Source organism: Micromonospora sp. NPDC049089 (assembly GCF_040648775.1).
Taxonomy (GTDB): domain Bacteria; phylum Actinomycetota; class Actinomycetes; order Mycobacteriales; family Micromonosporaceae; genus Micromonospora.
In genome coordinates this window covers 1-12,440 of the sequence record NZ_JBEZEH010000212.1, presented here as the reverse complement: position 1 = coordinate 12,440, position 12,440 = coordinate 1, and the positions used below count along the sequence as shown (strand labels likewise).

The following is a 12,440-nucleotide window of genomic DNA, read 5'->3' as shown; positions in this document are numbered from 1 at the left end:
ATCAGCGCGGTCAACTCCGGGGCGTACGACAGGTACATCGGCTCGGTGCCGACGTGCGCGTCCGTCGAGGAGGTGCACCCGAACCGGCAGCGGGCAACCACCGGCCGCCGTCGACACCACGCCGGTGGCGAGCGTCGGTGGCCTGGTCGAGCCGTTCCATGGCGCCCGGCAGGCAGGGGTGTCCACCGAACCGCAGGCGCACGCGTCGTTCGTGGCGCTCACAGTGCGGGCCGGGACCGACCGGGCCGCGCTGGGCCGGATGTTGCGGTTGCTCACCGACGACGCTGCCCGGCTCACCCAGGGCCGACCCGCGTTGGCCGACACCGAGGCCGAACTCGGGCTGCTGCCGGCACGGTTGACAGTGACCTTCGGCTTCGGGCCGGGCCTCTACCGGGCGGCCGGCGTCGACGACCGCCGGCCGGCATCGGTCACCGAACTGCCGTCGTTCCGCATCGACCGACTCCAGCCGGCCTGGTCCGGCGGTGACCTGCTGCTGCAGATCTGCGCGGACGACGCGATCTCCGTCGCCCACGCCCAGCGGGTCCTGGTCAAGGACAGCCGCCCGTTCGCGACAGTGCGGTGGGTCCAGCAGGGCTTCCGGCGCAGCCCCGGTGTCGAGCCGGGCGGCCACACCCAACGCAACCTGTTCGGTCAGCTCGACGGCACCGCCAACCCCAGACCCGGCGCGCCCATGGACACCGCGCTCTGGGTCGCGGAGGGTCCGGCGTGGCTGCGCGACAGCACCACACTGGTGCTCCGGCGGATCAGCATGAACATGGAGACCTGGGACCTGCTCGGCCGGACCGACCGCGAACTCGCCGTCGGGCGGCGGCTCGACACCGGCGCACCGCTCACCGGGACCGCCGAACACGACGAACCCGACTTCGCCGCCACCGACGCCGACGGCCTCACCGTCATCCCCGACTTCTCGCACATGACCCGCGCCCGCGTCACCGACGACCGGTTGAGGATTCTGCGCCGGCCCTACAACTACGACGGGGCGCCGACGGCGGAGGGCCACGCGGACAGCGGCTTGATCTTCGCCTCGTACCAGGCCGACATCGAAAGGCAGTTCCTGCCCATCCAGCGCCGGCTGGCCGACCGGGACCTGCTCAACGAGTGGACCACGCCGATCGGCTCCGCTGTCTTCGCCATCCCGCCCGGATGTCGTCCCGGCGGTTGGATCGGCGAGCAGGTGCTCGGATGAGCGTGCCGCCGTCCCGTCCCGCGGCCGTCCGACTCGGCGCGGCGGTGCTCGCCGTCCTCGTGGCGGTGCTCATCCCGGCCAGCCCGGCCTGGGCGCACAACTCGCTCCGAACGGCCACGCCCGCTCGGGACGCGACACTGCCGAGCGCACCGACCGAGGTCACGCTCGAATTCATGCAGCGACTCGACCCCGCGTTCACCACGATCGTGCTCACCGACGCCGCCAAGCGGAAGCTTCCCACCGGCGAACCAGTGGTCACCGGTGCGAAGAGCACGATCCAGGTGACCGACCCCCTGCCGAACGGGACATACACGGTCGCCTACCGGGTCGTCTCCGTCGACGGGCACCCGGTTCAGGGGTCGTACCCGTTCACGGTGGCCGATCCCTCGTCCAGCGCCGCGCCAGTTGTCGCCGTCAGCGCGTCAGCGCCCGCCCCGCCCGCCGCCGCGGCAGCGTCCAGCGGCGGCCCGAGTGCCGGTGTCCTCACCACGGCTGCCGCGCTGGCCCTCCTCGTCCTGGTGGCGGCTGGGCTGCTGTGGCGACGGGCAGCCCGACGCTGATCCGACCCGCCCCCGTGCGGTCGGCTCGCCTCATCACCTCATCAGCAAGGTCGACACATGTCCCACACAGAACCACGGCAGTTCGTCGGCGACGATCCGAGCGGTGTCCGCACCGCCGCCACCGCCTCGCTGACCCCGACCGGTCCAGCCCCGTCCGCCGCCCGAGCCAAGGGTTCCACGGGGTCCGGCTGGTTGGTAACCGTCGTCGCCGTCGCCTCGGGGGCCATCCTGTTGGTGCTCGGACTCCGGGTCGGGGGTGCGTTCACGGCCGCGATTCCGGGTCTCCCCGACGCGGGGCCGATCACCACCCGGGCGCTACCCGTTCTCCGGCTGCTGTCCGACGGTCTGGCCACCGTCACCGTCGGCATGCTGGTGACCTCCGCGTTCCTGCTGCCGGGCGACGGACCCAGCGTCTCGCCGCACGGCTACCTGCTGCTGCGGCGGGCCGGTGTCGCCTCGCTCGGTTGGTCGGTGACGGCGCTGTCTCTGCTGGCGCTGACCGCCTCGGACCTGCTCGGCCAACCACTGACGACGCTAGGGCCCGCTACCGTCGTCAGTTTCGCCACCACCATCTCGCAGGGCCAATCGCTCATGCTGCAGGCCGGACTGGCCCTGGCAGTGGCACTGCTGGCCCGAATCGGGGTATCCCGTGGCCTCGCCGCGACCGTCGCGGTCCTGGCCCTGGTGGCGGTGCTTCCCCCGGCCTTCACCGGGCACTCCGCCGGGGCCGGCAACCACCAGATCGCCGTCAGCAGCCTGGCCCTGCACATCCTCGCCGCCGCGGTGTGGGTCGGCGCCCTCATCGCCCTGCTGGTGGTACGGCGCAGTCGGCTGCTGGCCGACGCCGCCGCTCGGTACAGTCGCCTCGCCCTGGGCTGCTTCGTCGCCGTGTCGGTCAGCGGGGCGGCCAACGCCGCGGTTCGCCTCGGCTCGGTCGACCAGCTCTGGCACTCCCGCTACGGCTGGTTGGTGCTCGGCAAGCTCGTCGCCCTGCTGATCCTCGGCGCGCTCGGCGCGATACACCGCTCCCGCACCCTGCCGGCGTTGCGTGCCGGACGGCGATGGGCGTTCGGCCGGCTGGCCGCCGGTGAGCTGATCGTGTTCGCCGCCACCGTGGGGCTGGCGGTGGCGCTCTCCCGCAGCCCCACCCCGGTCGCCGAGGCGGGCACCGACGCCGACCCGATCACCGAGCTGCTCGGCTTCCCGATGCCCGCCGCACCCACTGCGGGAAACCTGCTCGGGCAGCCGCTGCCGGACATGTTCTTCCTGACCCTCTGCGCTCTCGGCATCGCCGGGTACCTGGCCGGAGTACGCCGGATGCACATCGCCGGGCACCACTGGCCGGTCGGCCGGACGGCGAGTTGGCTGGGTGGTTTGCTCCTGTTGGCGGCGGCCACCAACCTCGGTGTCGCCCGCTACGCGTACGTGCTCTTCAGCGCGCACATGGCCCAGCACATGGTGTTGTCGATGCTGGTGCCGATCCTGCTGGTCGGCGGCGCACCGGTCACCCTCGCCGTCCGCACCCTGCGTCGACCGGCCGACCCGGGGGTACGCGGTGCCCGGGAGTGGTTGCTGATCGCGGTGCACAGCCGGCCCACGAGGCTGCTCACCCATCCGCTCGTCGCGCTGGGCGTCTACACCGCCAGCCTGTTCGGCCTGTACTTCAGCGACCTGCTCGGCGTGCTGATGCGCTCCCACCTCGGTCACCTCGCGATGCTCACCCACTTCGTGGTCGCGGGCTACCTGTTGTTCTGGGTGCTCATCGGGGTCGACCCGGGCCGTCGACGCCTCCCCCATCCCGTGCTGGTGGTCATCCACCTGGCGTCGATGATGGCGCACGGCTTCTTCGGCCTGGTCCTCATGCAGACGACCACCGTCATCGCCCCCGACTGGTACCTCGCTGTGCACCCCACCTGGGCGTCGTCGCTGCTCGCCGATCAGCGGCTCGGCGCCGGCATCGCCTGGGCGTTCGGCGAGCTGCCCGCCGTCGTCGTCATGATCGTCCTCATTCGTCAGTGGATTCGCGCCGACCAGCGTGAACAGGGCCGCCTCGACCGGGCCGCCGACCGGGCCGACGCCACGGGCGCGGAGGACGACCTCGCCCGCTACAACGCGTTTCTCGCCGCGGCCGGACGTCCTGACATCGATTCGCGCCACACGGCCCGGCCGGACCAGCCCTGACATCGAGGACCGATCTTCGGGAACCGCCGGCGTCCTCTCCCCGACTACCAGTCAGGGCCGATGCGACACCTCACCGGGCGACCAGACCAGTACGGGAAACACCTTCGCGCTTCCCGACTCTTCCGATCGGATCACCATGTCTCTGACTGAATTGTCCGGCACCCCGCAGCCGGAGCCCGCCACGACCGCCGAGAAACCGGCCCGAGCCGCCCGGCGCACGTCGCCGTTCGGCGCGCTGCTGCTGCGGCTGCATTTCTACGCCGGCATCCTCGTCGCCCCGTTCCTGGTGGTCGCCGCACTGACCGGCCTGGCCTACACCGTCACCCCGCAACTCGACACGATCCTGTACGGCGACCAGCTGAAGGTAGCCCAGGTGGGTGACCGGCAACTGCCGCTGGCCGAGCAGATCGGGGCCGCGCGCAACGCGCACCCGGACGGCAGCATCACCACAGTGCAACCCGGCGCCGGCGACCAGACCACCACTGTGGTGTTCTCCCTGCCCCAGCTCGGCGAGAACCAGCACACCGTCTACATCAACCCGTACACCGGCGAGTCCCAGGGGCAGCTCACCACCTGGTTCGGGTCCACGCCGATCACCACCTGGCTGGACGACCTGCATCGCCACCTGCACCTGGGAACGGTGGGCGAGCACTACTCCGAGCTGGCCGCGAGTTGGCTGTGGGTGATGGCGCTCGGTGGGGTCGTCCTCTGGTGGCGGCGACGTAACGCCGCCCGAGCCGCCGCCCGGCACCTGTTAGTGCCGGACCTGTCCACGGGTAGGGGTGTCCGCCGCACCCGAGGGTGGCACGCCACCACCGGCATCTGGCTCACCGTCGGTCTCCTCTTCCTCTCCGTCACCGGCCTGACCTGGTCCCGATATGCCGGCGCGAACTTCGCCGCCGGTCTCGACGCGCTCAGTGCCCGCACTCCGGAGATCTCCACCAGTCTCACCGCCGGCCCCACCGCCCCTGCCGAGACCGGCGGCGGTCACGAGCACGGTGCCGCCGGGGCGGGCGGGGTCGTCGAGTCGGCGGCCTTCGATCGGGTCCTGGCTGTCGCTCGCGGCGCGGGCCTCTCTGGTCCGGTTGAGATCAGTCCCGCGCCGGAGCCGGGCTCCGCCTGGACCGTCACGCAGGTCGACAACACCTGGCCGGTCAAGAAGGACCGCATCGCCGTCGACCCGGCCACCGACACGGTCACCGCCCGCAGCGACTTCGCCGACTGGCCCCTGCTGGCCAAACTGAGCGGCCTCGGCATCCAGGCCCACATGGGGATCCTCTTCGGTTTGGTCAACCAGATCCTGCTCGCCGCGCTCGCCCTCGGCCTGCTCTGCGTCATCTTCTGGGGCTACCGCATGTGGTGGCAGCGCCGGCCCACCCGCGCCGACCGCCGTGCGATGGCGGGCACCCCGCCGGCGCGTGGCGGCGTACGCGGCCTGCCGCTCTGGGCGCTGCTGATCGGCGTACCGGTGACGGTGGCGATCGGCTGGACGCTGCCCCTGTTCGGGCTCACCCTGCTCGCCTTCCTCCTCGTCGACGTGGTGGTGGCTGCGGTGTCCCGACGCCGACGACCTGCCGCGGCTCCCACCTCCCCGGCACCCGCGGGGAGCTGATTCACCGTCCGGCCGTCCGTCCTCGGACCGACGGCCGGACGGTTCGCTCAGATCACTACCTGTTTGGTGGTCGGCAGGCTGTCCACCATCGACTTCTGCACGTTGATCGTGTCCGCGATGATCTCGTGGGGCGTGTTCGCCATCCACTGCATCACCGAGATGTCCTCGAATCGGGGATGGCGGAACATCTCCAGGAACACCAGTGGCTCGTCGCCGGTGTTCTCGATGTAGTGGCCGTACGCGAAGGGGACGTAACCCACGTCGCCGGCCTGGAAGTCGAACGTCCGGGCGGCGGCCTGCGAGGCGAAGACGCCCATCCGCCCGGTGCCGGAGATGTAGTACTGCCACTCGTCGGTGGTGGGATGCCAGTGCAACTCGCGCATCCCACCCGGCTCGACCTCCACCAGGGCCGCGGCGGTGGTCACGGAGGCGGCGAAGTTCGTCGAGTCGGTGATCCGGACCGTACCCCCACGGAACCGTTGCGGGGTCTGCGCGAGCATCCGGTGCTTGAAGCTGCGGGGGATGTCACCGGTCGGGCTGACCACCCGGTCCTGTTGCAGGGGCGGTGGGACATCACCCTGGAAGATGTACTTCTCCCGCTCGGGCAGGTTCTCCATCTGTTCCAGCGTCCAGCCGAAGTTCTTCGCCAAAACGTGCCGAGGAGTGTGTGCGAAGAAGTCGCTGAGCAGGAACGTGTTGTTCTCCGAGAACGCCCCGTCGTTGAAGACCAGCAGGAACTGTGCGCCGTCCTCCAGCGCCTGGATGTTGTGCGGCACGCCCTGCGGAAAGAACCACAGATCGCCGGCCTTCACGTCCTCGATGAAGTTGCGTCCCTCGTGGTCGACGGCGCTGATCCGGCAACTGCCGCTGAGCATGTACGCCCACTCCGACTGCTGGTGCCAGTGGATCTCCCGGTATCCGCCCGGCTCCAAGCCGAACTGGACACCAGCCAACTGCGTGGCGATCGGAAGGTCGCGACTGGTGACCTCCCGGGTCCAGCCGCCCTTCTCCACCCGGGTGTGCGCCTGCGAGAAGGAGAACTTGAGGTTGGGCACCAACCGGCTGTCGGTCGTCGGCGGCACCACCAGATCAGGATTCTGCCGCTCAAGCTCGACGTTGCGGCCGGCAAGGGGCGCGGCACCCTGATCGCCGCGCCGCGGCTGGGGATCGCTGTTCGCCATGATCGCTGCCTCCTCAGTCGGGTTGGATCGGATTGGGTGCGGGAAGGGATCCGCCCCGCAGCCGTAGCCGGGACGAGGCCCCCAGCAGGGCACGCAGTCCGGGCCAGCCGTACTGGACCGTGATCGCGACCGGAATCGCCGCGGCGGTCGCCATCAGCACCAGACGGGTCCACGCCGGAGCGTGACCACCCGCCCCGGTGCCGGCGTAGAGGACGAACATCAGCAGTACGACCCGCAGCCGATGCAGACCGGGAAGTTCGATGAGCTGGGCCATGACTCGATGATTGGCGCCGAACGCTGCCGGTCGCATCACGTGATCGCGCCATTGCCGCCGGTCAGATCCCGGACGGCGCAGGCCATTCCACCCAATCGAGCCGGTTCGTCGATCTGGTCGCCCCTGCCTGACGCCATGGATAGGCTCGGTCGCAGGACGGCCCTTCGACGCGCCTGGTAACAACCGGGGAGAACGCCATTGTCCGAATCACCCTTCAACGGCGGGACGCTTCCGGCCGACGACATCGCCGCCGACGCCGACCAACGACGGCACCGGCTCTTCGCCACGGCGGACCAGCTCCGGCTGGCCGGGCGCGGGATGGAGGCGCTGCACGTCCTGGCGGCCGAGATCGCCACGAGTCGCAGCGGCGAGCGCCACCGCGCCCTCCTGCTCGGGCGCCTGGCGCAGATCGTTGCACTGGAGCAGCCGACCATCGCCCTCGCCGGTCTGCGGGAGGCGCTGCACCTCCGCCTGGACGCCCGGAGCCGCAGCACCGTGCTCGCCCTGGTCGCCACGATCGCGGCCCGCACGGGACATCCGGACACCGATGCCCTGCTGCGCGACGCGGGTACCGCGCACGCCGCGTCGGGTGATCAGGCGTCCGCTCGCCATCTCGCCATCGGCCGGGCCGCCCGCTCACTCGCGCACGGCGACCTGCCGGGCGCCCAGGCCGTGCTGGCGGCCCTCGACCCGGACTCCTGGGCGGCACGCGCCGACGCCCCGTCCATCAGGGCGGAACGCGTCCTCGTACAGCTCGGTCTGGGCCGGCACCAGGACGCGCGGGCCGCGACCCACCAGCCGCCCGAGGCGACCGACGTCTCACTCACCGGGCTGACCGCGCTGGACTGCCTGCGCATGGTGGCCGTGGGAGAGCTACCCGAGGCGGCCGCGCTGGCCGTCACGACGCTCAGCTCCGGTTCGGCGAACCTCAGCAGGGAGGTGCGTGCCCTGTTGGTCGCGGTGATCGGCGAGGTCCGCTACCGCCGCGGCGAACACGACGACGCCCGCGCCATCCTCCGCGCCTGCCTGGCCGAGGACCGGTGGCCCAACCGTACTATGTGGACACTAGCGTTCTGTGTGGCGATGCGCGATGCCACCCTCAGCACTCCGGCGGGCCTGCTCACCAGGGTCGTCACCGACCTGCACCGGTCGGTCCGGCCGCTCCTGCCCGTGCCGCACTTCGGCCCCCGACTGGTACGCGCGGCGATGGCCGCCGGCGACACCCAGGCCGCCGGTCGGGTCACCGAACTGGTGGAGCTGGTGTCCACCCGTACTCCGGTGCCGCTGTGGCGAGCACTGGCCGACCAGAGCCGAGGGTTGCGCGACGGTGACGCTGGCGCACTCCGGTCGGCGGTCGACCAACTGCGCACCACCGCCGCCCGGCCGGCGCTGGCCGACGCGTTGCTGGACCTCGCGAACTGCCCTCGGACGCGGTCCGGAGAAGCGCGCGATGCCGCGCACGAGGCGGCTGCCCTGTACGCCCGGATCGGTGCCCCAGGCGACCAGGCGATCGCGGACCAGCGCTGCGCCGACCTCGCCGCCACCCCGCGCCACCGGCCCTCGATGGACGAGCTGCCGAGCCGGGGCATCGACGCGCTCACCCCCGCTGAGGAGCGGGTCGCCGAGATGCTCGCCACCGGTGCCACGAAGAAGGAGGCGGCCAGGAGCCTCTTCGTCTCCTTCCACACCGTGGACACCCAACTCCGCTCCATATACCACAAGCTGGGCATTCACAATCGGATGCAGTTGGCGCGGGCCTGGGAACGCGCCGGACGATAATCAGCCGATGAGCCGGCTCCCCCGCCGTCACTTCTCGCTGTCGAGCAGGCCCATCATGGCGGTCGCGTACCGCTGGCCGGAGGCTGCGCCGGCCGGGACGGCCCGCTCGATCTCGTCCACCGTGTCCTGGTCGAGCACCAGGTCGACAGCGGCCAGCGACTCGGTCAGCCGGTCCCGCCGCCGCGCCCCGACCAGCGGCACGATGTCTTCGCCCTGTGCCGCGACCCAGGCGATCGCCACCTGACTGGTGGTCACCCCGAGCCGCTGTGCGACCCGGCCGAGCGCGTCCACCAGGCGGAGGTTGGCGGCCAGGTTCTCGCCCTGGAACCGTGGGCTGTTCGCCCGGAAGTCCGTGCCGGTCAGCTCACGCTCCGCCGACCAGTGGCCGCTGAGCAGACCTCGGGACAGCACCCCGTAGGCGGTCAGCCCGATGCCCAGCTCGCGCAGCGCCGGCAGGATGGTGGCCTCCGGGCCTCGGGAGAGCAGCGAATACTCGATCTGGACGTCGCTGATCGGTGCCACCGCTGCGGCCCGACGGATGCTGTCGGCACCCACCTCGGAGAGCCCGATGTGCCGGATGTAGCCGGCCTGCTGCATCTCCAACAGCGCACCGACGGTCTCCTCGACCGGTACCTGCGGGTTCAGCCGCGACGGCCGGTAGATGTCGATGTGGTCGGTGCCCAACCGTCGCAACGAGTACGCCAGCCGGTCCTTCACCGCCGCCGCCGACACGTCGTACGGTGCCGCCTGGAAGCCGCCGTCGGGTGTCCGGCGTGCGCCGAACTTCACGCTGAGCACCACCTCGTCCCGGCGACGCTCCCGCAGCACCCGGCCGATCAGCATCTCGTTGTGACCCGAACCGTAGAAGTCGGCGGTGTCGATCAGGTTCACGCCGGCATCGATCGCGGCGTGCAGCGTCGCGACGCTCTCCGCCTCGTCGGCCGGCCCGTACAGGTCGGACATGCCCATCGCGCCGAGCCCGATGATCGACACCTCCGGACCGGAGGCACCCAACCGTCGCCGTCGTAGACCCGTCATGTTCCTCGTCTCCTTCGGTCGTCCTCGGTGCCTGGTGGCGTCCAGGGACCGCTGTGTACGCTGTGTCCATATAACCAACAAGTAGACAGCGTGTCCATATAACCGGGAGGACCAGTGGCCGAGCTCACGCCGGATGCCCAGCCGCCAGCACGCCGTGGTCGCGGCCGCCGGCCCACCGATCAGGTACGAACGGAGATCCTCACGGCCGCCGGTGAACTCCTGCTGGCCGAGGGCATGGCCGGCTTCACCATCGAGAAGGTCGCCGCCCTCGCCGGGGCCAGCCGGATGACGATCTACAAGTGGTGGCCCTCCAAGGGCGCGCTCGCCCTGGACGGCTACTTCACTGTCGTCGCGCCCACGCTGGCGTTCCCGGACTCCGGCGACATCGTGGCCGACCTGACCGACCAACTGGTCGCCTTCGTCCACCTGGTGCGGGACACCACCGCCGGACGGGTCATCAGCCAACTCATCGGGCAGGCGCAGACCGACCCGGAACTCGCCGCCGCCTACCGCGAGCGCTACTCCGCCCCCCGCCGGGCCCTCGCCGTCGAGACCCTCACCCGGGCCATGACCCGTGGGCAGCTACGCGCCGACATCGACCCCGAATCGGTTGTCGACCAGCTCTGGGGGGCCTGCTACCACCGGCTTCTCATCGCGGACCTGCCGCTCACCGAGGACTTCGCCCGCACCCTGGTCGACAACCTCATCCGCGGACTGCGCTGACCGGCAACCGGTCAGGCCACATCGCCACGCCAGGGGTCGACCGGGCCCCGCGGGTGGTCGCCACGCAGGGTGATCCGGTGTACGACCCGCCGCGCGCCGCCGTAGTCCCGGTTGGCGTAGTGCGCGGTGCTGCGGTTGTCCCACATCGCCACGTCACCCGGCCGCCAGCGGTGCCGCACCAGATGCTCCGGCTTGGTGAGGTGGGCGTAGAGCAGGTCCAGGATCGCCCGGCTCTCGACCTCGGACACGCCCACGATGTGCGAGGTGAAGCCGGGGTTGACGAAGATGCCTCGACGGCCGGTCTCCGGGTGGACGCGTACGACGGGGTGCTCCACCGGGTCGAGCCGGGTGACCGTCTCCCCCTCCCACACACTGCCCCGGCCACCACGGCGCTGCGCCAGGTAGTAACCGAACTCCCGGTTGCCGTCGTGCACGGCGACCAGTTGGTCCACCAGCCGCCGCACCGGTTCGGCGAGGGAGTCGTACGCGAGTTGGCTGTCCGCCCAGGTCGTGTCACCGCCGCTGGGCGGCAGCGTCACCGCGCGCAGGATCGAACCGAGCGGCGGACGGGCCACGAAGGTCACGTCGGTGTGCCAGACGTCGGCGAAACCGTTGTCCGCACTGTCGAGGGCGTACACCTCGGGGTGTTTCTCGTCGACACCACCGACCACGGGATGCGAGGCGGTCAGCTCGCCGAGCCGGCGACCGAGGCGTACCTGGCCATCGTCGTCGAGGCGTTGGTCGGCGAAGAAGAGGACCTTGCGCTGCACCAGAGTTGCCCGTACCGCGGCAAGTTCCGCGTCCGTGGCGTCGTGCAGGTCCAGGTCCCGCACCTCGGCCCCGAAGTGCGGCCCGAGTGGCTCCAGCGCCAGTTTCACGAGAGTGTCGGTCATGACGGTGTCCTTTCGTTGTCAGGCGGCGGCGGCACGGACGGCGTGGCCGATGGTGGCGCGCAGGGCCGCGTACTCCGGTGAGCCACGCAACTCGTCCGGCTCGACGTCGGTGCGTGGAAGACCGACGTCGAGGTCAAGGGCCACCCGACCGGGCCGCCGGGTCAGGACGATCACCCGGCTGCCGAGGAACACGGCCTCGTCCACGCTGTGCGTGACGAACACACACGTCCGCCCGGATTCCGCGCTGACCTGGCGCAGGTCCTCCTGCAGTCGCTCCCGGGTCAACGCGTCGAGGGCCGCGAACGGCTCGTCGAGCAGCAGCAACGGGTTGTCCACGGCCAGTGCCCGCGCGATGGCCACCCGCTGCTGCTGGCCGCCGGAGAGCTGCCAGGTGCGACGGTGCCCCACGTGCGGCAGGCCGACCCGGTCCAGCAGCGCGGACACCCTGCGGGACCGCTCCGGGCGGGGCACTCCGGCGTAGCGCAGCGCGAGCCCGACATTGCCGCCGACCGTCTTCCAGGGCAGCAGTCGGGGCTGCTGGAAGACCAGACCGGCGTTACGTCCCGGCACCGGTGGTCGGCCGGCCGCGGTCACCGTGCCGACCGTCGGCCGCTCGAAGCCGGCGATCAGCCGCAGCAGTGTCGTCTTGCCGCAGCCCGAGGCGCCCACGATCACCAAAAAGGCGCCCGGCGGTACGCGGAGGTCGACCGGGCCGAGGGCGGTGACGGCGGCCGAACCGCTCCCGTAGGTGTGGGTGACGTCGCGGACCTCGACCGCGGCGTCAGGGCTGGAGGACATTCGGCAGACCCTTGGTGTAGATCGCTGCCTCGAACACCGACCGGTCCGGGATCGCGTCGATCTTCTTCTGTCCCTTGAGGAAGACCGCTGCGTTGTAGAGGTTCTCGGCGAGCGCGCCGACCTTGTCAGGCGAGCCCAGCCACTCCGGGCTGGCCAGGTCGGCGGGCTTGAGGAACACGCCCTGACTCAACTGG

10 protein-coding genes and 2 pseudogenes are annotated in these 12,440 nt (G+C 71.0%); 6 read left to right on the top strand and 6 right to left on the bottom strand.

Annotated elements, in window-relative coordinates:
* Positions 1-53: 53 nt before the first annotated feature.
* From AB0B48_RS27885 to AB0B48_RS27870, 4 genes and pseudogenes are all read left to right on the top strand, one after another.
* A pseudogene (locus tag AB0B48_RS27885) lies at positions 54-1,207 on the top strand (Dyp-type peroxidase).
* Positions 1,204-1,767, top strand: a complete 564-nt coding sequence (locus tag AB0B48_RS27880) for a copper resistance CopC family protein (RefSeq protein WP_357206659.1) — start codon at positions 1,204-1,206, stop codon at positions 1,765-1,767. The pseudogene AB0B48_RS27885 and the gene AB0B48_RS27880 overlap by 4 nt, the downstream one beginning before the upstream one ends.
* 57 nt (positions 1,768-1,824) lie before the next feature.
* The gene (locus AB0B48_RS27875; RefSeq protein WP_357206658.1) at positions 1,825-3,948 is read left to right on the top strand and encodes a cytochrome c oxidase assembly protein; all 2,124 of its coding nucleotides are present in this window, start codon (positions 1,825-1,827) and stop codon (positions 3,946-3,948) included.
* A gap of 136 nt (positions 3,949-4,084) precedes the next feature.
* Complete coding sequence (locus tag AB0B48_RS27870) at positions 4,085-5,560, top strand: PepSY domain-containing protein (protein ID WP_357206656.1); 1,476 nt, start codon at positions 4,085-4,087, stop codon at positions 5,558-5,560.
* Positions 5,561-5,607: 47 nt separating this feature from the next.
* Here the strand turns inward: AB0B48_RS27870 and AB0B48_RS27865 are convergent, their stop codons facing one another.
* Together AB0B48_RS27865 and AB0B48_RS27860 are read right to left on the bottom strand one after the other, a co-directional pair.
* Positions 5,608-6,741, bottom strand: coding sequence for a cupin domain-containing protein (locus AB0B48_RS27865; RefSeq protein ID WP_357206654.1), 1,134 nt, complete (start codon positions 6,739-6,741; stop codon positions 5,608-5,610).
* Positions 6,742-6,754: 13 nt separating this feature from the next.
* Positions 6,755-7,015, bottom strand: a complete 261-nt coding sequence (locus AB0B48_RS27860) for a hypothetical protein (protein WP_357206652.1) — start codon at positions 7,013-7,015, stop codon at positions 6,755-6,757.
* Between the two features lie 198 nt (positions 7,016-7,213).
* Here AB0B48_RS27860 and AB0B48_RS27855 point away from each other — a divergent pair, with 198 nt between their 5' ends.
* Complete coding sequence (locus AB0B48_RS27855) at positions 7,214-8,794, top strand: helix-turn-helix transcriptional regulator (protein WP_357206650.1); 1,581 nt, start codon at positions 7,214-7,216, stop codon at positions 8,792-8,794.
* Positions 8,795-8,821: 27 nt separating this feature from the next.
* On the opposite strand, the gene AB0B48_RS27850 is transcribed toward AB0B48_RS27855, so the two are convergent.
* Positions 8,822-9,832 carry an aldo/keto reductase gene (locus tag AB0B48_RS27850; protein WP_357206648.1) on the bottom strand — a complete coding sequence of 337 codons (1,011 nt, stop codon included), beginning with the start codon at positions 9,830-9,832 and terminating at the stop codon, positions 8,822-8,824.
* Positions 9,833-9,946: 114 nt separating this feature from the next.
* Between AB0B48_RS27850 and AB0B48_RS27845 the strand changes: the two genes are divergently transcribed.
* Positions 9,947-10,555, top strand: coding sequence for a TetR/AcrR family transcriptional regulator (locus AB0B48_RS27845; RefSeq protein WP_357206646.1), 609 nt, complete (start codon positions 9,947-9,949; stop codon positions 10,553-10,555).
* Between the two features lie 11 nt (positions 10,556-10,566).
* On the opposite strand, the gene AB0B48_RS27840 is transcribed toward AB0B48_RS27845, so the two are convergent.
* The 3 genes and pseudogenes from AB0B48_RS27840 to AB0B48_RS27830 all read right to left on the bottom strand — a co-directional run.
* The gene (locus AB0B48_RS27840) at positions 10,567-11,448 is read right to left on the bottom strand and encodes a TauD/TfdA family dioxygenase (RefSeq protein ID WP_357206644.1); all 882 of its coding nucleotides are present in this window, start codon (positions 11,446-11,448) and stop codon (positions 10,567-10,569) included.
* Between the two features lie 18 nt (positions 11,449-11,466).
* Complete coding sequence (locus AB0B48_RS27835) at positions 11,467-12,246, bottom strand: ABC transporter ATP-binding protein (RefSeq protein ID WP_357206642.1); 780 nt, start codon at positions 12,244-12,246, stop codon at positions 11,467-11,469.
* A pseudogene (locus AB0B48_RS27830) lies at positions 12,230-12,440 on the bottom strand (glycine/betaine ABC transporter substrate-binding protein); the annotation flags it as partial. The gene AB0B48_RS27835 and the pseudogene AB0B48_RS27830, both read right to left, overlap by 17 nt.

What these genes read in the sequence shown, in the direction of transcription:
- AB0B48_RS27835 (WP_357206642.1), bottom strand. Translation starts at nt 12,246, where the DNA reads ATGTCCTCCAGCCCTGACGCCGCGGTCGAGGTCCGCGACGTCACCCAC.
- AB0B48_RS27875 (WP_357206658.1), top strand. Translation starts at nt 1,825, where the DNA reads ATGTCCCACACAGAACCACGGCAGTTCGTCGGCGACGATCCGAGCGGT.
- AB0B48_RS27850 (WP_357206648.1), bottom strand. Translation starts at nt 9,832, where the DNA reads ATGACGGGTCTACGACGGCGACGGTTGGGTGCCTCCGGTCCGGAGGTG.
- AB0B48_RS27860 (WP_357206652.1), bottom strand. Translation starts at nt 7,015, where the DNA reads ATGGCCCAGCTCATCGAACTTCCCGGTCTGCATCGGCTGCGGGTCGTA.
- AB0B48_RS27865 (WP_357206654.1), bottom strand. Translation starts at nt 6,741, where the DNA reads ATGGCGAACAGCGATCCCCAGCCGCGGCGCGGCGATCAGGGTGCCGCG.
- AB0B48_RS27870 (WP_357206656.1), top strand. Translation starts at nt 4,085, where the DNA reads ATGTCTCTGACTGAATTGTCCGGCACCCCGCAGCCGGAGCCCGCCACG.
- AB0B48_RS27880 (WP_357206659.1), top strand. Translation starts at nt 1,204, where the DNA reads ATGAGCGTGCCGCCGTCCCGTCCCGCGGCCGTCCGACTCGGCGCGGCG.
- AB0B48_RS27840 (WP_357206644.1), bottom strand. Translation starts at nt 11,448, where the DNA reads ATGACCGACACTCTCGTGAAACTGGCGCTGGAGCCACTCGGGCCGCAC.